The organism is Nocardiopsis sp. NPDC055551, assembly GCF_053619415.1.
The window spans coordinates 340,854-364,929 of sequence record NZ_JBSHJJ010000001.1; the positions used below are offsets into that span (position 1 = coordinate 340,854).

1 protein-coding gene is annotated in these 24,076 nt (G+C 69.1%); it reads right to left on the reverse strand.

The window, feature by feature from the left end:
* Positions 1-57: 57 nt before the first annotated feature.
* The gene (locus tag ACWGSK_RS01440) at positions 58-23,715 is read right to left on the reverse strand and encodes an ADP-ribosyltransferase (RefSeq protein WP_452454936.1); all 23,658 of its coding nucleotides are present in this window, start codon (positions 23,713-23,715) and stop codon (positions 58-60) included.
* Positions 23,716-24,076 lie beyond the last annotated feature (361 nt).

The following is a 24,076-nucleotide window of genomic DNA, read 5'->3' on the forward strand; positions in this document are numbered from 1 at the left end:
GGGGGCTCGGAAGGCCTTCCCCGGAGGTTCCGATCACGTCGGACGAAACGTCCTGTCTCATGACGTCGAGGAGGTCGCGGGCCCCGGTCCGGGAGGAAGCAGGATCTCCGCCTCGATGAAGAACCCTGACAAGCCCTGCGAACCGCCCCAGCCCGCACGCAGGACACGGAACGTCGTACCTCTGGGAAGCAGGCTCTCCCGCTCCTCCGTATAGGAGCTCTGCCCCCCGATCCAGAGACCGTGACCGCCCTTGGGCAGGGCGAAGCGGATCACATGGTCGAACGGGGAGGACTGTGACTTGACCGGTTGATCGCCCAACGTCACCGACATGAACCCGGGATCCGTGTAGACGGCGCCGATCAGCTGATAGGGGTTCTTCGCCTCGTAGCCGGGCATGAACGCCAGATCGTACAGGCCCCGGCTCACCTCGACGCCTTCGGGCAGGGGACGCTCGACGGCCCTGTCGAGCAGGGCCAAGAGCTCCCGTGCCCTGGTCGATGTGGGGTAGACACCGCCGTTGGACGTGGCGATGTGCCCCGCGATGCCCGCGTGTTCCTTCCAAAAGTCCAGTTCCGCCTGGGGATCGTCCGAACGAAGGACGGCGTCGATCAGTCCGGCCGCCATGAGGTCGCGCACACCGGAGTCGTCGAGCTCCCTCAACCTCTCCAGGTCGGGCCAAACGAGCTCATTGGCCTGGTAGAGCTTCCATCCGCGCGCCCAGACCGGATGGGTGAGCGCGTCCTGGGCGGATTCATCGCGCCACCCGTCCAACCTCCACTGGACGGCGGCGTCACCGTCGGACGCCTCACGGGCGAGCCGGGTGAGCCATGGGTGTTCGACATAGGTGTCCACACTGGCGCGGAGCTCCTCGGAGAGCGTGCTGTAGGCGTGGGGGTTGTTGAGCGGATCCTGGAGCCACCGGCCGTAGGCGTCGAGCTCCTCGGGGGAGCGGAAGCGTCGGATCCCGTCGTCGTCGACGCGCCCCCGGCCATCGTCCGTCGGAACGGGTGTGTTCCCCGCGGGTGCGTCCGAACCGTCGACGGAGGGACGCTGGGAGTGTCCGGGCTCGTCGGCGTCGTCGGCGTCGTCGGCCGGGGACTCAGGGGAAACCGACACGGGGATCCCCGGTTGGTGGGTCTCGGCGAAGGCGGGGAGAGGCGGGCGATGCCCGAGGGCGCCGGGTACGGCTCCGCTCACGGACTCCGGCAGCGACAGGACGTCGGCGTAGATCACGAGCCCGCCGTGCGGTGTCGGCTGGAGGTGTGTGATGCGGTAGGTGGTGCCGCGGGCGAGGGTGAGTTCGCGTTGTTCGGGGTCGTGGCTGCGTGAACCGATCCAGAGTCCGTGTGCTCCTTGGGGCACGTTGAGGCGGAGCAGGTAGGGGAAGGGGGCGGCGTTGGTCTTGAAGGGGAAGTCGCCCAGGGTGGTGGACATGTAGCCGGGTTCGGTGTGCACGCTCCCGACCAGGTGATGGAGGTTCGTGCTGCCGAGGGCGTCGAGGAGGTGGTCGATGGTGTGCATGCCGCGGGCGGCGGAGACGCCTTCGGGCAGGGGACGGTCGACGGCGCCGTCGAGGAGGCCGAAGAGTTCCAGGGTGCGGTCGACGTCGGGGTAGGCGCCGTTGTCGTGTCGGGCGATGACGCCCGCGTATCCGGCGTTGTGGTACCAGTGCCGGAGTTCGGCGGCGGGGTCGCGGGCGGTGAGGATGTGGTCGATGAGGCCGACCGTGCGCCCGGGGAGAACACCCGAAGATCCGATGATCTCCCGAAGACGGTCGAGTGTGGGCCAGGTGAGGTCGTTGGCCTCGTACAGGTCCCAGCCGTGGGCCGTCTGAGGGAGGTCCCGGGCTTCCTGTTCGCTCGTCAGCCGAACCGAGCGCAGCTGGTCCGCCATAGTCTCCCGTGTGAGGGGGCGTGCACGGGCGAGGCGGGTGAGCCAGGCGCTCCTGGTGTAGACGTCGACCATCTTCTGCTGGTCGTGGGTGAGGGTGTCGAAGGCGTGGGGGTTGTTGACCGGGTCCTGGAGCCACCGGTCGTAGGCGTCGATCTCCTCGTAGGAGCGGAAACGCCGGATACCTCCGCCGTCGACCTCTCCCCTGCTCACGGATGAGGGAACACCCTCGTGATCGGAACCGGGCGCGGCGGCGGGCGGGAGCTCGTCATCGGGGGCGGTGAAGGACGGGCTCCGTTGGAATAGGACCTCCGCTTCGAGGACGACCACGGTGTTCTCCTCACGGATCGCGGTGACGCGATAGCCGGTACCGCGGGGGAGAACGATCTCGCGGTTCTCGGGGTCCGGGCTCCCTTCGCCTGCCCAGAGACCCCGGGACCCCTCTGGCAGTGCCAATCTGAGGACGTACCCGAACGGCTCCGGCCGCGACCTCATGGTGGGTGTCCCGCCGAGTGAGGCCGACATGTACCCCTGCTCTGTGTGGACGGTCCCCACCAGGGACGAGGCGTCGTCGTCTCGCAGGTCCTGGAAACGGGACAGGTCGTACATGCCCAAGGAGACCTCGACCGCCTCGGGCAATGGGCGATCGACGGCGGAGTCCAGACGGGACAGAAGTTCCCTCATCCGCCCGGCGTCGGGGTAGACCCAGTCGTTGGCCCGGGCGACCTTGCCCGCCAGGCCTGACTTGTCACGCCAGTACTCGAGCTCCTCTCGCAGGGACTCCGTTCGGAAGATGTTGTGGACCAGTCCGATGTCGCGTTCCGGGACGGTCCCGGATTCGACGATCTCTCCGAGCCTTCGGATGGACGGCCAGGCCAGATTGTTGAGCTCGAAGATCACCCACCCCCGGGGCCCCATTGTTCCCAGCTCGACCGCTTCCTGGAGGGTTCGGAAACGCCACTGGTCCAGCTCTCGCTGGATGTTCTCCTCCGAGAGGGGGGACAGGCGGGAGATGTGGGAGAGCCATCCCTCCTCCGTGTAGGCGCGGACCATCGTCTGGAGTTCCGGGTCGAGACGGCTGTAGGCGGACAGGCTGTTCTGCTCCAGCCAGCCACCGTAGAGGTCGACCTCGGTGAGGGTGCCGAGCCTGCGAACACCATCGTCGTCCACGTGTCCCGTACCAGCGGGTGGGGGGACCGTGGTGTCGGTGTCGTGGGTGGTGGGGTGGTCCAGGAGGGTGTCTTCGGGTTCGGAGGGTAGGGGGTCGTAGGTGCTGTGGGTGTCGGAGTCGTCGCTGGTGTCGTGGGTGGTGGAGTGGTCGAGGAGGGTGTCTTCGGGTTCGGAGGGTAGGGGGTCGTAGGTGCTGTGGGTGTCGGAGTCGTCGCTGTGGCTCAGCCCGAGTGCCTCGTTGAAGGCGTCCTCGTCCGTGGCGGTCAGCGCGACGTGGTGCCCCTCCATCGGGGGCTCGCCCGTGTCCGGGTCGGTGTTCTCGTGTTCGACCATGGACGGGAACACGAGAAGGTCCTCGGAGCCCGGCTGTCCTGGTGCGTCCGTTGAACGCGGCTCCGGAGCGTTGCCGTCGTCGGACGACGCGTCCCCGGGTACGGGTGTTCCGGTGGGAGGGAGCGGCGAGGCGTCGGGCGCGTCCGAGGGGTCGTTTCGCGTTCCGGAGTCCACTTCGGTGTCCGTTCGCGGCGCGACCACGACCTCTGCCTCGATGTGGAGGCCGGAAACCCCGTACGAGCCGCCCCAACCCGCGCGGGTGATGCGGTAGGTGACCCCGCGGGCGAGGATGAGTTCGCGTTCTTCGGGGTGCTGACTCCTCTCACCGATCCAGAGACCGCGGGCTCCCTGCGGCAGGACCAGGTGAATGGCGTGTGCGAACCTGCCTCCGTGACCATGGGCCAACCTGTTGCCCAACGAGGTGGACATGAAACCCGGTTCGCTATGGACGGTTCCGATCAGGGAGTAGGGGTTGTCGTCCCGGAACTCGGCAAGGAACGTGAGGTCCTCCAGCCCCCGGACCACTTCGACCGATTCGGGCAGAGGCCGGTCGACGGCGTCGTCGAGTCGCCGCAGGAGGTCGCCGACCGAATCCGAGGTCGGGAAGACCCCGTTGTTGGACTGGGCGATGACACCGGCGTCGCCCGCGTTCTGGTACCAGTGGTCCAGCTCCGCCTGTGGGTCGTCGGCGGCGAGAATGTACCTGACGAACCCCTCGGAACGCTCCGGGACACGGCCCGCGGAGATGAGCTCCCGTAGACGGTCGAGCGTGGGCCAGGTGAGGTCGTTGATCTCGTACAGTTCCCAGCCACGGTATTCCATCGGTGCCTGAGGGATCTGAGACCCGGTGTCCTGCCTCACCACATCGAGCTGCTGCGCGATCTGCGCTTGCGACAGGTTCTCCCGAACGACCGGGTTGAGCCAGCCGTGGGTCGTGTAGCCGAGGACACTCCTCTGTTGCTCTTCGTCCAGGGCGTCGAAGGCGTGGGGGTTGTTGGCCGGGTCGTGCAGCCAGCGCCCGTAGGCACCGAGTTCCTCGGGCGAACGGAATCGACGTACACCGTGGTCGTCGACGTATCCTCTCCCGTCTCCGGGTGGGGTGGTGACGATAGCCGTCCCGTCACCCTCCCCCGTACCGGCCCGGTCCGTCCTGGGGGCGGGCCCGTCCTCCGGGACGAGGGGCACCGCCACCGGAGAGCGGGTACCGGAATCGGTGCTGATCCGGGCAGGTGCGGAAAGCACGACCTCGGCCGACAGCAGGAGCCCGTCGGCGGTACTCTCGGCCGCGGTGACACGGTAGGACATCCCTCGGGCAAGGATGATCTCGTGATCGTGGGGACGTGCACTCCCCTCACCGAGCCAGAGGCCGTGGGCCCCCGCGGGCAGGACCAGGCGAACGGTCGCCGCACGGCGACCTTCCATGCCCACCGGGTTCGGGTTCATGGAGACGGTCGTGTACCCCTCCGCCGCCTGGACCGTGCCCACCAGGGTCGAGGGATCGGCCGCGTCGTATCCGTGGAGTCGCTGGAGTGCGTGGGGGTCTCGTATGACCCACGTCGTCTCGATCGCCTCGGGGAACGGATGATGGCCCACGGCCCGGTCAAAGGTGCGCAGCAGCTCCTGGACGCCTTCGGCGGAGGGGTAGACCCCGCCGTTGGCCGCCGCGATCTTCCCGGCAAAGCCCGAGCCGTGGTACAGCGTGTCCAGTAGGCCCTGGGGCGACACCGAGCCGAGGATCGTGGTGATGAAGCGAGTCCTGGCGGAGTCACGCTCCCCTGTCGCGTCCAGGATCTCCCAGAGGCGGTCGAGCGTGGGCCAGGAGAGGTCGTTGGCCTCGTAGAGCTCCCAGCCGCTGGTCCGACGGTAGTCGATGGTCGAAGGCGTGTCGGTGCGGCTCCTTTCGCGCATGTCGTCGAGCCGGTCCTGGACGGTGTCCGGGGAGATCCGGGCGAAGTCGGCCAGCCAGGGCGTTTCGATGAACGCCTCGGCGACGCCGCGTTGATCGTCCGGAAGCGCGTCGAGGGTCGCAAGGCCGTGCTCCGGGCGCGTGGCCTGGTGCGCGTACCAGGCCGCCTCGTTGGAGGTACGGAATCTCCGGACGCCGTCCTCGTGGACGCGCCCGCTGGAGAAGAGATCGGTGCGCGGCTCGGGCCGCAGGATCACGTCCGCTGTGATCTGGAGCGTGTGCGCTCCCGAACCCGGATCGATTCTCGTCCGTACACCGGTGATGCGGTAGGTGGTGCCTCGGGCGAGGGTGAGTTCGCGTTGTTCGGGGTCGTGGCTGCGTGAACCGATCCAGAGTCCGTGTGCTCCTTGGGGCACGTTGAGGCGGAGCAGGTAGGGGAAGGGTGCGGCGTTGCTCTTGAAAGGGTCGTCGCCCAGGGTGGTGGACATGTAGCCGGGTTCGGTGTGCACGCTCCCGACAAGGTGACGGGGGTCCGCGCTACCGAGAGCGTCGAGGAGGTGGTCGATGGTGTACATGCCACGGGCGGCGGAGACGCCTTCGGGCAGGGGACGGTCGACGGCGTCATCGAGGAGGCCGAAGAGCTCCAGGGCGCGATCGACGTCGGGGTAGGCACCGTTGTCGCGTCGGGCGATGACGCCCGCGTATCCGGCGTTGTGGTACCAGTACCTGAGCTCGGCGGCGGGGTCGCGGGCGGTGAGGATGTGGCCGATGAGGCCCAGGGTGCGCTCGGGCTGCTGTGCGCCCGAGGCCTGGATCTCACGGAGGCGGTCGAGTGTGGGCCAGGTGAGGTCGTTGGCCTCGTACAGGTTCCAGCCGTGGGCGGTCCGTGCGGTGTCGGGGTCGTCGGCCTCCGCCCGAGACTCGTCGCGCCAATCCTTGAGCCGTTCCACGATGGTCTGGGGGACGAAGGGCTGTATGCGGGCCAGCCGGGTGATCCAGGCGCTCCTGGTGTAGGAGTCGACCATCGACCTCTGGTCTTGGGGGAGGGTGTCGAAGGCGTGGGGGTTGTTGACCGGGTCCTGGAGCCACCGGTCGTAGGCGTCGATCTCCTCCGGTGCGCGAAATACCCGGAAACCGCTGTCGTCTACGTGCCCCATGCTCTGCTCCGGGGGCGACGAGACCTCGGGGGAGGTCTCCGGGGGTGACGGGACCTCGACGGAGGTCTCCGGGGGAGTGCCCGGCGCAGCCGTTTCGTCTACGGCCGGTCCTTCGGAGATGGCCGGGATCGATACGATCTCGGCCGTGAATTCCGGTCCGTCGTCCGTGACGCGGACATCCGTGATGCGATAGGCGGTGCCACGGGGAAGAACGATCATGTGCGGGGTGGGCCGGCCGCCGTTGGCACCGACCCACAGACCTTGACCACCCTCGGGCAGGTCCAGGCGCACGACGGCGCCGCTGCCCTGGCCCGGGCCGACGAAGGGCGATCCCCCCAAGGACACACGGAGGTATCCCTGTTCCCTCCGCTCCGTGCCGAGCAAGGACTTGAAGTCGTACCCGCCGAGTAGGAACAGGTCCACGTCGATGTCCATGACGAAGGAGACCTCGACCGCCTCGGGCAACGGTCGGGAGACGGCACCGTCCATGGCCCGGATGAGTTCGAGGACCCTTTCGGCCGTGGGATAGACACCGCCGTTGGCCTTGGCGATGCGCCCGGCTCCGTCCGCGTTGTCGTACCAGTGATCCAGTCTCAGCTGTGGATCGGACGAGCTGAAGATGTCTGTGGCGAGCACCTCGAGGGCCGGGGACAGGGCGTCCGCGGAGTAGAGCTCCCGTACCCGGGCGAGGGTGGGCCACGAGAGACCGTTCTCCTCGTAGAGCACCCATCCGTTGAGGCCGCCGGAGTACTCGGAGGCGCGGATACCGGCCTGCCGCTGGGAGTCGAGCTCGCCCTGAAGAGCCGTCGGATCCGAGGTGCCGAAACGGGCGAGCCGATCGAGCCGGTCGGTTCCGGTATGTGCGGTGACGACCTCGCGCAAGTGTTCGGGGAGCGCGCCGTAGGTGTGGGGGTTGGTGTCCGGGTCGGTGAGGTGTTCGGCGTACGCGTCGAGTTCCTCCCGGGTGCGGAACCTTCGGACACCGTCGTCGACCGTGTGGCCTTCGTTTCCCGGGGCCTCGCTCACGTCCGTGTGATCGGAGGCCGGGACCGGGCCGGTTCCGCTCTCGGTTCGGACGGGGGCGGAAGGAACCGTGAAGTCGTCGTGTTCGTCCCAGCGTTCGAGCAGGGGGCGATCGTCGTACGCGGGATCGGTCGCCTCGGCGTCGTCGTTCCCGGTGATGTCCAGTCCGAGGGCCGCCGCGAACGCGTCCTCGTCACGGCCGCTGAGGCCGGGTTCCCCGGCGTCGGTGGCGGTCGGTCCCGAGCCCGTCTCGTCCGTCTCCATGAGGAGCACGTCGATGTCGTTCGAGAGGTCCGTGTTGGTGCTGATCCGAGGCGGTAGCACGACCTCGGCCTCGATGAAGAAGCCGGGCAGGTCCTGGGAACCGCCCCAGCCCGCGCGTGTGACGCGGTAGGTGGTCCCTCGGGGGAGGAGGAGCTCGCGCTCTTGGGAGAAGACGCTCCTGTCGCCGATCCACAGGCCGTGGGCGCCCCTGGGGAGCGTCAGGCGGATGACGTGCGCGTACTCGTTGTCGGTGTCATCGGGTAGCACGCCCCCCAACGAAGTGGACATGAAACCCGACTCGGTGTGGACGGTACCCACGAGCGAATAGGGGTCGTTCGGGTCGAACCCGTCGAGGTGGTCCAGATCCTCCAGACCACGGACCACCTCGACCGCCGTGGGCAGCGGGCGGTCGATGGCGCTGTCGAGGATGCGGACCTGCCGCAGGACGAGCTCCGGTGTCGGATAGACGTCGCCGCTGGATCGGGCCATGTTCCCGGCCGCACCACTACGCTTGTACCAGTACTCCAGTTCGGATTCGGGGTCATCGGCCCCGAGGATGGACCGCATGAGTCTTCTCGCGCGGTCGAGGGTGCGCGCGTCGGCTTCGAGTTCGCCCAGCCTCTGGAGCGTGGGCCAGGTGAGGTCGTTGGCCTCGTAAAGATCCCAGCCCTGGTTGTCCATCGGCTCGGTCTCGACATCCTGGCGGGTGCTCTCCCGCATCGAATCCAAGTGCCGCGCGATCTGCCCGGGTGCCATGCCCTCCCGGACCACCCAGTTGACCCACCCGTCCAGGGTGTAGCCGTACACCCCGTCCTGCCGCGCCTGGTCCAGGGTGTCGTGGGCGTTGGGGTTGTTGACCGGGTCGTGCAGCCACTGTCCGTAGGCCTCGATCTCCGAGTCCGAGCGAAGCCGTCTGACCCCGTGGTCGTCGACGAACCCCGTGCCGTCCCCGGAGGGCTCCGCCGGTGCGGGTGGATCCTGCCGCGAAGAGTGACCCGTGGGCACCGTGTCCGCTCCGGCCGGGAGCGGGCTCGCGGCGACTTCGGTGCCGGGTTCGGGACGTGCCTGCGGCGGAACGATCACCTCCGCGGTGATCACAAGACGGGTGTTCGTCGAGTGTGCGGCCGTGACGCGGTAGGGGGTTCCGGGCGGCAGAACGAATTCCTGGTTCGCCGGGAACAGGCCCAAGGAACCGACCCAGAGACCACGGGTCCCCGGGGGGAGCGTGAGACGGATGGCCACCGGCAGGGAACGGCTCCTTTGGATCGGGTCCGGGTTCAGTGCGACGGCGGTGTACCCGGAGGTGGCCTGTTCCGTGCCGATCAGGGTGGTGGGGTCGTTCGGATCGAATCCCACCATGGAGTGGAGCACGGAGGGGTCGTCGAGGAGCCAGGTGGTCTCGACCGCGTCGGGGAGCGGGTGGTCGAGGAAGGTGTCGTAGGTGTCCAGGAGTTCCCGGAGCCGTTCCGCCGTGGGATACACCCCGCCGTTGGCCTCGGCCAGGGCGCCGGCCTCACCCGCGTTCTGGTACATCCGTGCGAGTGCGGCCCGAGGATCGCGGTCGTTGAGGATGAAGTGGATGAGTCGGGCGCGGCCGGGGTTGCGTTCTCGTTCCACGGGGAACAGCTCGCCCAACCGTTCGAGGGTGGGCCAGGTGAGGTTGTTGGCCTCGTACAGGTCCCACCCGATGCCGCTCCGTGGGTCGGTGGGGGCGAGACCGAATACCCGGCTCCTGCCGCGCACGGCGTCCAGCCACGCCCGAGAGGTGTTCGGATCCGCCGCGACGGGAGTGGACGCGGCGGGGAACTTGCTGAGCGCGCGGGCCAGGGACCGTTCGGCGGGTGCGAGTGCGTTGAGGGCGTGCGGATTGTGCGTGGTGTTGTGCAGTCTGTGCCCATACCACATCGCCTCGAAGGGATTGCCGAACCGCCGGACACCATCGGATCCGACCTGCCCCGAGGAGAAGGTGTCCGGACGCGGTGACACTGTCGGAACCACCTCCGCGCGCAACTCGAACCGCTGCGTTCCCGTCGCCGGGTCGTCCACCCGCCGAACCTCGGTGATGCGGTAGTCGGTGCCGCGGGCGAGGGTGAGTTCGCGTTGTTCGGGGTCGTGGCTGCGCGAGCCGATCCAGAGTCCGTGGGCCCCTTCGGGGACGTCGAGGCGCAGCAGGAAGGGGAAGGGGTCGGCATCGGTCTTGAAGGGGTCGTCGCCCAGGCTGGTCGACATGTAGCCGGGTTCGGTGTGGACGGTACCCACGAGATCGCGGGGATCCCCGCTGCCTGCCTCCCGCAAGAGGTGGTCGATGGAGTTCAGGCCCCGGCTCACTTGCACGCCTTCGGGCAAGGGGCGATCGACGGCGCCGTCGAGGAGGCCGAAGAGTTCGCGGACACGCTCCACGTGGGGATAGGCGCCGTTGTCGTGTCCGGCGATGACGCCCGCGTATCCGGCGTTGTGGTACCAGTGCCCGAGCTCGGCGGCGGGATCGCGGGCGGTGAGGATGTAGTCGATGAGGCCCCGGGTGCGCGCCGGCAGTGAGGCGGGGGAGGCCTGGATTTCGCGGAGGCGTTCGAGGGTGGGCCAGGTGAGGTTGTTGACCTCGTACAGGTCCCAGCCGTGGGCGGTCGGTGCGGTGTCGGGGTCGGCCGCCTCCGCCCGGGATCGGTTGCGCCAATCCGTGAGCTGCCGAAGGACGTTCTGCGGAACGAAGGGCTGTACGCGGGCCATGCGGGTGATCCAGGCGGTCCTGGTGTAGGTGTCGACCATCTCCCTCTGATCCCGAGGAAGGGTGTCGAAGGCGTGCGGATTGTTGTCCGGGTCCTGGAGCCAATGGTCGTAGGAGTCCAACTGCTCGTCGGAATCGAACCTGCGGACGCCGTCCTCTCCGACGACGCCGACGTCGTCGTGGTCGATGTCCATCGTGTCGGCGTCGGAGCCGTCGTCGACGTTCATGCCGTCGTCGTCGGAGTCCGTGCCGTCCAGCCCGAGGGCCGCCGCGAGGGCGTCCTCCTCGCCCCTCGCCAGACCGGGCTCCCCGGCCTCCGTCGCGGGGGCGTCGTCATCCGTTTCCATCATGAACACGTGGACGTCGTTCGAGTCGGCAGGCGGTTCGGACCGGCCGTCTTCGTCGTTCTCTGGACGCACCGGGGGATCGTCCGACGCACCGGTCTCCGGGGACACCGGAGCCGGCTGACGGGATGGGCCGGCCCCCGGATCGGGAACCCCGCCGTGGTCCGTGTCCTCGGCGGAGACCGTGGGAGGCGTGTTCAGGGCGGACCGGAACGCCTCTACCAATGGCGATGTTTTGGGTCGCAGCCCCAGGGACCGCTCCATCTGCTCGGTGAGCGGTGCGTTGTGTGTGGTAGGGGGCTCGGGATCGGGGCGGGTGAGCGCGGCGAAGTGGGCGTGGGTGGCCGCGGCGGCGGTGGTCCAGGCGTCGACGGCGGTGTTGTAGTTCCTGAGGGCCCTCTGATAGATGGCGTTCTGGCTGTCGTAGGCGGTGCCGCCGGCGTGGCGGAGGGTGCCGAGGGCGGCCTGGAGGTCTGCCTGGGTGGCGTTCGTGGGGTTGGCGGTGTGGGCGGTGAGGGCGGTGTTGAGGGTGGCCCGGGCCTCGGGCGTGGGGTTGAGGGCGCCGAGGTCGAAGCCGGTGAAAGCGGTGTCGAGGGCCGCCTGGGTGGCGTTCGTGGGGTTGGTGGCGTGGGCGGTGAGGGCGGTGTTGAGGGTGGCCCGGGCCTCGGGCGTGGGATCGAGGGCGTCGATGAGGGCGTCGAGTGAGGCCCTGGTGCCGCTTGTGGGTGCGGCGTGGTGGGCGTTGTAAGCCTTGATATAGGTATCGGCGAGGACGGGGAGTTTGGCGCGTTCGTCGATGTAGGTGGCTTCGGCGTCGGACATGGTCGTGGCGGCGTCGAGTTCCGCGGTGATGGGGGTGTCCGCGCTGTGTGCTTGCTCGGGGGTGATGATGCCCAACCGGATGGCGTCGCTCTGGGAGATCCAGGCGCTGACCTTGTTGGTGTGGTCGGTGGTGAATTGTTGGGGGAGGTCACCGAAGGGGGTTTTGTTCGTGGTGCGGCTGCCGATGGTCCAGGTGGTGTCGAATTCGACGAGGTAGGCGGTGCCGAGCCGTTGGCGCGTCATGTCGGGGGGCGCGCCGGTGACGAGGCTGTGGGCGGCGGGTGAGCTGCTGGTGTTGTTCTGGACGGTGGCGTCGCCGGAGCCGGTGAGGATGGCACTGCGGTCGGGGTTGTCGGAGTCGACGGTGTCGCTGCCGGTGGGACGGAAGGCCACGGTCGCGGTGGTACCGCCACTTTGCGAGTGGCCGTGGGAGACGGCTTGTCCTTCGGTTTCCTTGTAGGCGAGTCGGCTGCTGGGACGGGCGGTGAGGATGCGGGAGCCGGTGAAGTCGGGGGTGGCGGCGACGCGCCACTGGGTGCGGCCGATGCGGAGGATGTCGGTGCCTTCGGGGTGGCCGAGGGTGTTGGAGAAGAGGCCTTTGAGCGCGTCGGGGTTGAGGGTGTTGTCGATGGGGGTGTAGCGGTCGTCGAGCTTGAGGCGCTCGGCGATGTGGCGGCGTGCTTCGTGGGTGTCCCGGGCGTGGTGGTCGCGAAGTTCGTTGAGTTGTTCGGGTGTGGGGTCCTCACGACCGCCCGGGGCGGTGCGTGGTTTCCATCCGAGAGAGTGGGCGATCGTGTGGATGGCGGCGTCGCGGACGTCGGGGCCATAGACCGCGGTGGGCATGATGATGGCGTCCCGGGAGGCGGGGGGAAAGCCGTCGAGTGCTCGGGTGGCGGTGGTGACGGCGTCGGCGAGGCTGTCGCCGCCCCGGGGGGTGACGATGGGTGGTGTGGGTGCGGTGTCCAGGGGGGTGGCGGGCGTGGATGTGGGGGCGCCGAACTCCAACGACGAAGCGAGATGGAACGTCTGCACGGGACCGCTGTCGGCGTGTGCGTCCACCGGGTCCTTGCCCGCCGTCTCCAACGACAGGGTGAGGGACGTGTCGTGAGTGATCCTGGCGAAGGGGCCGGACGACTCCATGACGATGCTGCGGGACTGTTTCTCCGTGTAGGAGACGTTCTCCGAGTCCGAACGGGCGGTTCCGACGCCCGCCGCGGGTGAGAGGAGGTAGGGGTGGCTGTCCGGTAGTTCACCAGGGCCGCCCTCCGGGTCGCCGTAGGGCGCGGGCTGCCACGGGGGCACGGTCACCGCGGAGGAATGGTCCTTGCCCCGCGAGTGGATCTTCGTCGTCTTCGCCTGCCAGGAGTGGCTCTCGACGGTGAAGACGGAAGAGGTGACGTAGTCGACCCGAGGGTTGGTCTTGGACAGCTCCACCAGAACCCGAGCGGGCTTTGACCGGGGGAAGAACCTCCGGAAGGTTCCTCGTGAGGGAACCACCTTGACCGAGACGGGGGGGATCATCCCGGTCGTGTTTCCCAGGCGCTGGGTCAGGGAGGCGAGGAGCCTCTCCTTGCCTCCGCGGGTCAGCTTGAGCCCTTGGTCGCGGAGCCGCTCCTCCAATCGGCGGACCGCCGCCGTCGGATCCGCCGGCCGACGCTGCTCTCCGGCGCCGTCGAAGCCGGTGCGGACGCGGATGTTGGCGGGCGGTGTCGGGTTGCGCTGGGTGGCGGGCTCCAGGGTGCCGTCGTCGGCCTGGGCGACGGCGTCGTCGATGATGCCGCCCTGTTCGGCGTCGCGGGCGGTGATGAAGCCCGAGGCGAGGTCGTTGAACCAGGCCTTCCAGCCGACGTATTTGTGGGACCACCAACCGGGGAAGTTGAGTCCGCGGTGTTTCTTGAACTCCCATGCCTGGGAGATGCTGCCCCCCATACGGAAGGTGTAGACCGTCGCCGGGTTGGTCAGCAGGAAGAGCCCCGAGGTCGAGGAGACTCCGGAGTCGAGGGTCTCCCCGCGGCGGAAGAAGTTCCAGTTGTGGGACGGCCCGCCCATGGGGGTGGGGCCCATGGCCGCGGACCGGTCGGCGCCGGATGCGGCTCCGTCCTCCTGCAGGGTGTTGCTGGTACCGCCCACGAAACCGGTGCCGCTGAGGCCGGCGGTGTAGGTCTTCGTCTTCGCGGCCCCCGCGGAGGAGGAACTCTCTCCCGTGACCGCCACCTGTGCTTCGATCGCGTGCATCCCGACGATCCGCTCAGGTCGCGCGATGGTGGCCCCGGCGGCGCGCATGTCGTTGGGAGACCGCCACGTACCGCCCATCTCGACCCGGCCCCGGTGTCCCGAGGGCGAGAAGGTGGCGGGGTCGGAGGCCAGGGAGACGGGGGAGAGGAAGTTGGTGAAGAAGTGTCTCCCGCCGATGGTGTCCAGGAACCCTCGGAGCTTGTGCTTGCGACCGTCCAACACCGGGCGCCGGTCGGTGAAGGTGTCGAAGGTCTTCTGGAGCACACCGTTGGCGGAGGCGGCGGCGTCGTCGCCCAACACGGTGAGGCCGACCTTGTCGATGGTGGCACCGTTGTCGATGGCCGCCCGTGCCCGGCGCTCGTGCACGTCCCCCGGTTCCGGAGCGGCCAGGTCCTCGGGGCGGGGGTCGATGATCGCTCGGCTCTCCTCCGCTGGGAGGAGCTCGGGAGGAGACGGTTCGTCCGCGCCTCTCCTCAGAGGGACCTCGGTCGTTTTCTTGGGGGTGATCAGGGAGTACCGGGCCTCGACAGGGCTCTCGAACAGGTTGACGTGGTTATCCGTGCGACCGGACAGGACCTGGGTGTCGTCGTAGAGACGGGCGGTGAAGCCGACCGTCCCCTCCCATCGGTCCGAGTCCCCCGGGAAGACGAACCGGTTGTTCGATTTGTAGGAGACACCGTGGGTCGCGCTACTGCGGTTGATCCTGCTCCACCTGAGGGAGGCCATGACGCCGCCCAGGAGCCGAGCCAGGCCGTGTGCGTCCGCTTCCGCCGAGCGCATCATGCCGGAGCCGAAGGACAGGGAGAGGGCGTGCGAGGAGCCCGTCCCCGATTCCGATCCCAGGGTCGTGCTCCCGCCCATGCGCACCCCGGTCTCGGCCGTGGTCGTCCCCTGGTGCGTCAAAGCGGAGAAATCGGCCTTCAGGGCCAGGGTCAGGACGTCAGGGCGCACGAGCCTCCTGTCCCGTGCCATGAGGGTGGGGTCGACGAGCGCGGATTCCCTGAGCTGGATGCGCAGACCGTCGGCGGAGGCGAGTCTGTCGCGGTTGTCGCCGTTCATGGCGTCGCGTACCGCGTTACGCACGTCGAGCGTGTTCTGGTGGGCGATGTTGTAGGAACGGCGGAGCCCCCAGCGCTCACGGAAGGACCGCTTGAAGAACGAGGTGTTCTCCTGCCCCGGCTTGAGCGCGTAGAGGCTTCGCTTACGGGACAGTTCGGGCAGGACCAGGCCTGGGTGCTCGCGGGCGATGCCCTCCAGGATGCGGTCGGTGAGCGTCTCCAACACACCGCGATCGTCGTCGGTGGTCGTCGAGGGGGTCTCCGATCCTTCGGCGGCTCGTTCTCCCTCGGGTGGGGGAACCCGGGTGAGCGAGTGGTGGTGGGTGCCGGAGAAATCCACGACGCGTTCGCCGCGCAGATGTGTGAAGGGCGGGACCCGGTCCGCTTCGGCCCCGGAGGGGGCGTCCTCGCCGGTGGCGGCGCGCTGGAGGTTCGTCGCGCTCTCCACCTGCAGGAGTTCCACGGTACGCACGTCGAACGTGTGGGCCACTTGCTCTTCCTGGAGCTCCACCGACACGGTGCGTTCGACATCGAAGGCGGTGAACTTCTCGGTGCTCGTCCCATGGTGCGCGAGGGACCGGTGGTCTCCGGAAGCAGAGACGGTTTGGGACTGTGCGGACAACGTCCGACCCCAGGTGTACTCCACGTGGGGCATGTTGAGGCGGATCGATCCGCCGGTGGGCAGGGGGACGACGATCCCCAACCCCCCTCCCACGGACGCTGTGACGTTGCTGTTGCGGCTCAGTCCGAGAGCGGTGCTCTCCTCGACGGTGTGATTCAGGAACGTCTCGCCGAACGAAGGCGTGTGTTCCTTGGCGGTGAACTTGTTCGGGGTCGAGGACAACTTCAGCATCATGTCGCCCAGGACGGGGTGCGTCACCTCGACGGTCATGGGGCCCGTGTCGAGGTGGGCGAGATACTCCTGGATGGAGTCGTTGTCGAAGAACTTCCGGATCGTCGCCTGCCACTCGCGGATCTTCGCCCGGGTGCTCTCCTTCGTCAGATTCACCATGACATCGCCCATGGCCTCGCGATGCGGGGCGTAGGAGTCGGAGACGAGGTAGTCGGCGATCCAGGAACCCAGATCGCTGTGCGGACTCGCGCCGTCCCCGCGCGGAGTGACCGAGGCGACGGAAATCGGGAGGCCGCCGATCGGCCCGTCGGGCAGGCGCGCGGGGGTGCCGCCTTCAGCGCCCTGCCCGGGACGGGTGGCGGTCAGGTCGATGCTCGCGGGGACGTCGTCCGGTCGTGCGGCGACCTCGCCCGGAAGGACCAAGGCCATGCCGTTCACGATGACACCGCTCTGGAATCCGTCGTCCCGGTTACCGGTGGGAGCCGGCGCGGGTGCGGTCTCGTCCCTTTGAGCTGCGGCGGGCGGGGAAGTGGTCCCCGCGCTCTCAGCGGGGGCCGAAGGGCTCCCGTCCTCGGAGGGGGCTTCGGGGGGAGGGGTGACCTTCACACGTACGCGCAGGTCGTTGAGGTAGACCTCGGGAGGGCCGAAGGCCATGTACTCCAGAGTGGAGCTCACCGCCACGTTACCGCCGGCCGTGCCGCTTCTCCGTCCCCCCGTGTAACCACCTCCGAGCGTCAACCACGGCCCGGCGGCGAAGCCGCCGGTAACGTCCCCCAGCAGCATCGGGCTCGCCGTGAAGCGGGCGCTGACCCCGCGGCGCGGGTCGTGGGACGAGGCGCCGCCCCTCTTGGTGGCGTGGGTGCGCTCCTCCTCGGTCCCTTCCAAGGGAGCCCCCGACTCACGGGAGAGGGCGAGGTGCCGGAAACCGTCCTGCGTGGCCGACTCCAGGGCCACCTGGATCGTCCAGGAACGGGTGTCGCTCCCCGTTTCGTCGGTGACGGTCACCGCGAAACCTTCGGAGGAGAAGAAGACGGCCATCCCCTGCGTGCGGGCGACGCTGTCGATCTGAGACGCTACGTCAGAGTGCAGCGACGTCGGCATGTCGGGCGCCTGAGCGGTGATCAGATACTCGACGACCTCGGGTACGCGTTCGGTGTAGAGCCGATCCGGGGCGATGAGCCGTGACCGGACCAGGTAGTCCAGGTCGTACGTCTTGGCGGACTCGTCCCGGGGGAGCGTGCCCGGGTACTCACGGGGATGCCGCGCCTGGTCGTGCGCTTCTTGGGCGTCGCGCCGCGCTCGGGCGGCCTCTTCCTCCGCCCGAAGAACCGCCTGCCCGGTCTGGTCGAGGACACGTTCGATGTGTTCCATGCGCTGTTCCTGGCCGGAAACCCGGCGTTCGAGTGCGCTTTGGACCGTTGCGTGTGCCTGAACCGCGGCGTTCGCCACGACCTGACGGCCCCGAGCGCCGTCGGCGATCCGCTGGATCGTACGCGCGTCTTCTTGGGCCGCGAAGAGGTCGTCGGTGTAGTTTTCGCGGAACCTCGCGAAACTGTGGCCGTCGTACCTGTCACGGGCCTCTCGGGCCACTTCTTCGGCCCGGTCCGCCGCGGCGGAGGCCGCGTGCCGGGCGGTGTCGGCAACGGCGGGGTCGTCCGTGACACGGGTCCTGACGAGTTCCGAATTCGCGTTTTGAGCGGCCGTTTCGGCACTCTCGTGGTTCCCGGCCACCTCGGTGTACAGGTCGCCGACCGCCTCAGCGGTGTAGTCCAGTGAACGAGTGTGTCTGTTGAGAGCTTCGATGGGGAGGGAGAGCGCCTCCTGGGCGGCACGCTCGGCCCTATTCACCGCCGCTTCGGCGTCGACCTCGGCGGCGGACCTGTCCTCCGGGTCGAGGCTGGGAGGCGTCACCTGGTTCGAATCCAGACGGTTCCGTGCGGGAGAACCGTCGGACGACAGCTTCGCCATCCGCTCGGCCTCCGTCAGCGCTCGCCGGACGCGTTCGATCGCCTCGCGGATGGTCTTGGCCTGGGGGATGGCATCTCGGTTGCTACGGGCGGTGGCGGCCTGTTCGAAAGCCTGGACCACATGGTCGACGGTGTCGTTGTGGCGACCATCCGCGACGGCCGTCTCGGTGAGTGCGCGGGCGTGGGCGGCATCGACGGCGGCGGTCTCCGCGTTGACCCGTGCCGTCTCCACGGCTTCGACGGCGTTCGTGGCGTTCGTATGAGCGGTGGCCGCTGTCGCCAGGGCCCGTTCGACGCCGTCGGACGTCGCTTTGTCAACGGCGGCCACGAGGGATTCCTGTCGGGTGACGGCCTCGCGCGCGGCCTTTTGCGCACTCCGCAGCTCGCGGTTCGCCCCATCCGACGCCGTACGCGCCTCTTCGGTGTGCCTCCGCGCCTGCTCACCGGCGGTCCTGGTCGCACCGGTGATCGTCTTGGTGACTTGGGCGGCCACCTGGGTCGCGCGGTCGGCTTCGTTGCGTGCGGTGGCGGCGGCCGTGACGTTCGCATCGGCGGCGTTCCGGTCTTGGGCCATGCTGGTGATCCCGGCCAGGTCCTGCGGCAGCGAAGTGGGCGCCCTACGGATAGCGTTCCGCGCGCCTGTGGCCGCGCCCGCGCTCAGTCTCGCCGCCTCGTTCGCGGCGGTGGCGATGTCCGAGGCCAGGCCGGCCGTGATGTCGATGGCCTCCGGTACGGTGCCGGCTATCGCGGAGGCCCGGGTCACGAGACCACCGAATGAGCTCCCGACCTGTTCGAGGCGGTCGAACGCCGCGGCGCGGGTGGTGGCCTCCGTTCTTCGGATGTCGGGGGTCAAGCCGGCGATGTCCGTGGCCAGTCGCTGCGCCGTGAGCCGGATCTCCTCCAGGGTGGGCGCGGCGTCGCCGATCGTGGTGTCGCCTTCCGTGGCGGTTCCTTCGGCCCCGTTGTTCTCACCGCTTCCGCCGGCCGTGTTGTCTCCTCCGACCTCAGCGGTCTCACCGGTCCCACCGCTCCCCTCGGTCAGCCCCATACCGTGCGCGAGGACGTCGGGGTCGGAGAGCGACGTGGCGCCGGCGTCCGGAGCCTGCACGCTTCCCTCCACTCGGGTCACCGCCATGACGGTCACCCCATCGGAGGATTCGGTGGCCGTGTGGGGGACGGGGTCGGGCCCGGGAGGGATGATCCGGGCGTGGAGGAGGTGCCCTCGGCCCCAGGGTTCGGTGGAGGTGATCTGGTAGGTGGTGCCACGGGCGAGGATGAGCTCGCGTTCGTGGGGATGCAGGCTTCGGTCGCCCACCCACAGGCCTTGGGTGCCCTGCGGGAGGGTGAATCGGATGAGGTCGGTGGGGGACCCTCCGGCCGCGCCGGGGCGGTCGCCCAGGGACAGGGACATGTAGCCGGGGTCGGTGTAGGTGTTGCCGACCAGGGAGGCGGGATCGCGGGTACCGCCGGGGCCCAGGTGTTCGAAGCCGTACACGCCCCGCACCGCTTCGACCCCTTCGGGCAGAGGGTGCCGGGTGGCCTGGTCCAAGCGTTCGATGATGTCCAGGACGTCTTGTGCGTCGGGGTAGTAGCCGTTCCCCCTCTTGTCGGGGAGTGTTTCGGCGATCCGGCCGGCGCTGCCCGCGCGGGCGCGAAGGCCGTCCATGGCCGCGGAGGGGTAGGGGGAGTCGAGGACTTCCCTGACGACCCTTGCCTGTTCGGGGGTGAGCACTCCGGCGTCGAGTCGGGGACTCAGGACCCGAAGGTCCGGCCAGCGGCCGTTGCCGATTTCGTAGAGTCGCCATCCGGGGTGGTTTTGGCTCTCCTGGCGTCGCCGGTCGAGTTCGGCCTGCACGGTTTCTTCGTTCAGTGGCCGTAGCCGGGAGAATTCGGCGATCCAGCTTTCGGCGGTGTAGGCCTGGATGTACCTGCGAGTTCGGGTGGGGAGGGCGTCGTGGGTGTTGGAGTTGAAGGCCGGGTCGTGGAGGCGATCGCCGTATTCGATGAGACCGACTTCGCCGGGGAAGCGGCGGATTCCGGTGGAGTCCTCACCCGGGCCCTCCGCGTCCTCGGTGTCCTGGGTCATGACGTTGACGGTCAGTTCGGGGCCGGGTTCTTCCGCGAGGGCGTTCTCACGGTTCGGCGTACTCGACGCGGTGGTGTCCTCGTTTTCGGTGCTCGCGGTCTCCTCAGACGCGTTCGTCGTGTCCACGGACTCCGTTGACGGTGTGGCGCCAACGGTGGCCGACGTGTCCCTCGAAGTGCCCGAGGGCGGGTTCCGGTCGGCCGGGTCCCGCATGGCGTTGACGACGTAGTCCGTGTTGAGTCGGCCTCCGGGGAGCCAGAGCCGGGCCCGGATCGGGTCGTCCCGGTCATGGAGGTTGCGGCCGATCCCGCGGACCAGACCAACGGCGTCGTCGAGCCGGCGGGACGGCAGGTCCTCCCCGCTCAGGGGCACCTTGCGGTTGGACGGGTCCGAGAGCACGTACATCATGGCCAACGCGAGTTGTCGCGCCTGGCGGTCGGAGGGGTTCTCCGCGGATCCGTCGTCCGCCCGGTGGACCAGCAATCGCTGGACTTCGGCCCCCAGGGCCCACGCCCGGCGGGTGTCCCCGGCCATGAGGGATCGGGTGATCTGGGGAAGACGGTCGAGGGCCTCTGCCGCCCGTGCTCCGGGACGCGAGGTCGGAGCCGAGGCCTGTGCGTCGGCGGTCCGGGAGGGGCTCGGCCCCGCGTGCGCCGCGCTGTCGACGCTTTGCGTGGGGACGGGGTCTTCTCCGGTGAGGTCCACGCTCGGGCTCGTCGTGGTGGCCGGTGTGTTCTCGCCCGAGGGCGGCGGGACCTGAGCGACGCGGCGGACCTCACCCGTGTCGAGTCGGCCGCCGGGCAGCCAGAGCCGGGCCCGGACCGGTTCGTCCCGGTCTCGGAGGTTGCGGTCGATCCCGCGGATGAGTGCGCCGGCGTCCTCGGCCTTCTCCGCGGAGAAGGCCCGCTGGTCGACGGGGACCCGCCGGTCCGTCGGGTCGGAGAGGGTGAACACCAGCCCCAGGGCGAGGTGCCGGGCCCTCTGGACGGAGGGATTCTGCGGGGCGCCGTCGGTGGGTCGGGGGGAGAGCAGGCGCTGGATGTCGGCCCCGACGGCCCGCGCCTGTGCGAGGTCTCCGTCGTCGAGGTGTCGGGTGAGCCGGTCCAGATGGTCGAGGGCCTCCTCGGCACGCGCCATCGCCGGAGGGAGGGGGGTGGTGTCCCCGTTCGCCGGGGGTGGGACGTCCGGGCCGACGTCGAGCACGGGGAACACGGTCGTTCGATTCGCGGCGAACGCGTCGGGGGTACCGAGCGGGTCCGTGGACTTTCCGGGCACGTACCCGGACTCGGCGCCGTCCTTCCCCGTGTCCGGAGCCTTCGTGTCGGAGACATCGGTGGTGACACTCATGGTGTCGGAGACCTCGTCGTCGAACACGGACGAGACGTCCGAGACCTCGTCGTCGGTGTCGTACGAGGAGTCGTGGTCCGCTCCGGTGGGGTTGAGCAGAGCGTCGAACGAGAAGGAGGTCGCGCTCACGTCGGCTTCGGTGTTCGGCACATCGGTCTCGTGTACCGGCCGTGGCGCGGGTCCGGGTTCGGGCGCGGTCTCCGCCGGCCTGTCGGCTCCACCGGGTGAGGGCCGGGCGGAGGAGCCGTCGGCGGAGGCCGTCCCGCTCTCCGTGCGCACATCCGCCGGGGTCCGGCCGTGGGACGGAACCGGACCCTCGTCGGAGACGGGAACGTCGTCTGGGGTGGGGCCGCTCTCGGTCGCGGGTGGAGTGCGGCCGTCCACCGACGGCTCCTGCCGGGTCTGTGTCGATCCTTGAGGATCGGAGGCGGATCGCCGCCCCTGTTCCCCGGTGCTGCGCTCGGGGCGGCCACCGTCCGGCGCGGGGCCGGGAGCGCCGCGGTCCGCCGCGACGGGTCCGGACGCGACCGGCGGAGCCGACGCGGCCACCGGTGTCTGCGAGGTCCGCCCGTCCGTCGATCCCGTCGATTCGGGGAAGGCGTCGTCTGGGTGGGGACGCTCCTGCGTCTCGCTCAAGGGCGCGGGTCCCGTGTTCGGTCGGGAGGCACCCGTGTCGTCGGACACGGGAGGGTCCGTCGCCCGGGCCTCGGACGCTTCGGGGCGGGTGTCAGGCCGCTCGACGGTCGGCTCGGGTGCGTTCTCGCCGGTGGCGGCGTCGACGTCCCTGGACACGGTGTCGTCCCCGTCCTGCGACGCGGGGTCCCGCGTGTCCGTGGGTCGAGCATGCGAAGCGGCCTCGGGGTCGAGGGCCGGAGCGGAGCGGTCGTCGGTCTCAGGAGGGGCGGGGGTGTCCGTCGATGGATCGGACGAGGGGTTCGTCCGTTCCTCCGAGCCGGAGGAGGGGGCGGTCGGGGGAACTTCCCGGTTCGCGGAACCCGCGTCCGCCTCGGGGGTCGGCTCTGGTTCCGGGGGAGGGGGCAGGTCAGGGGCGAGGATGGTGCCGTCCGGGCCCTTGAGGGCGTCGATCCCGACCAACGTGGAGTCGGTGGTGATCTGCTGGCCCGGGTTCATGATGGCACCCGAGGTGGCGGACCAGGGGGTCACGGTGAACCCCTGGCCGTTGGCCGCGTTACCCAGCCCCTCACCGAGGGTGCCCTCCACGGCCCCGCTTCCCGCCCCGATACCGAGCTGTTTCAAGTACTGCAGGAAACCGCCCGTGCTCTGCCGGAGCGAACCGAACAGGTTCTGCGGCACGTCGACCAGGTGGTCGCGCAGGTGCGCCGGCAGCCGGTCGCCGAGTGTCTTGGAGAGTTGGGAACCCAGATCCGGGTCGCTCCAGGAGCGGGCCAGCGTATTCGCGTAGTCGTCACCCAACCGCCTTGCCTGGTCGGCCCCCATGCTCCCACCGAACGTCCGCTGGAACAGGTCCGCCATGTCGTCGCGGAACGCCGTCCGAGAGGCGGTGTTGTCCCACGCACGGGCGCCGGGGGGCGAGTTGGGGTGGAACGGGACCAGCATCTCGTCCTGCCGGCGGGCGAAGACGTCGGCGAGGTCGTTGTTGAGCGTGCCGGGCCCCGGACTCGGCACGGGTGAGGGGTCGGGCTCGGGGCGCGGTGTCGGGGGTGCGTCCGGGTCGACCTTGGGCGGAGGGACGGGGTCGAGCGGGAGGTCGTTCTTGATCGGAGCGGGGACCGGGTCGGGTACGGGAGCACCCTTGATCGGAGTGGGCAGGGGATCCGGCAGCGCGCGCAGGTCGTCGATGTTCCTGACGAAGACCTCGGTGAAGCCGTTCTTGAAGTACGCTCCGAGGCCTCCGGAGATCCCCGCCGAGATGAGGCCCTCGATCACGGCCCCCACGTGCGCCTCGCGTTGGAGGTCCTTGTCGAACTCGTCCCGCTCGCCGTTGGCGATCTGGACGCGCTGGATCAACTCGCCGAAGCTCGCGAAGACGTGGCTGACGATCTGGTGGCTGGGTACGGTGAACGCCAACCATGCGAGGAGCCGTCTGATCGCCAGACTCCGGATCGCCTTGAAGACGGGGATCCATGACAAGGACGCGCCGAAGGTGAACTTGGCCGTCGCGATGGCCCAGGCGATCTCGGCGATGAGCTGGGCAAGCTGCACCCAGACCATCGACACCATGTAGTCGACGTTGGCCGCCGCCTTGCGCAGTTCCCCCGAGAGCATCCGGCTGGTGCTCGCGGCCTTGCCGATGTAGTCCTTGTCCCCGCTGGTGAAGGCGGCCAGGGATCGGTCGTAGTGGTCGGAGGCCGCGCCGCCGAAGTTGCGCCTTACCCGGGACCGGGTCGTGTCCATGACGTCGACGAGCTCGCCGGTCAGCTGGCCGGAGAGACGGTCGTAGACCTCCGATACCGCACGCATGCTCGCGGGGCTGGCGCGCGGCAGGTCGATGCCCAGGATGACCTTGACGGCGTTGTGCGCCGACTTGCTCATGTCGCGAGGGTCGAAATTCATACCCGACTCCCCCTGACGCCACGTGACTCTGAAGCGACGGTAACGGTAGCACCACGGGAAGGTGAGGTAGGGGCGGGGTCTCACGGGCCTCCCGTTCTCGTCTCGTCACATGAGCATGACGTCGCGGAGGGTTCGCGCGTGGCGCGGTGAAGGGGGCGGCGTGTTCGGTGTCACTCTCCGATGCGCGGACCGTCGCTCGGAGTACCGCCGTCCGAAGGAGCGGCGCGGACCGCGGTGCGCGTGTGATTTCTTGTGCCGAAGCCCCGATGATGTGGGGTTATGTCTGCCGGATGGCATGTTTCGGAACCGATCGGACCGGATGATGGAGGTCGCCCTCTCCACGCCGTGGCAGGTTTCGGCT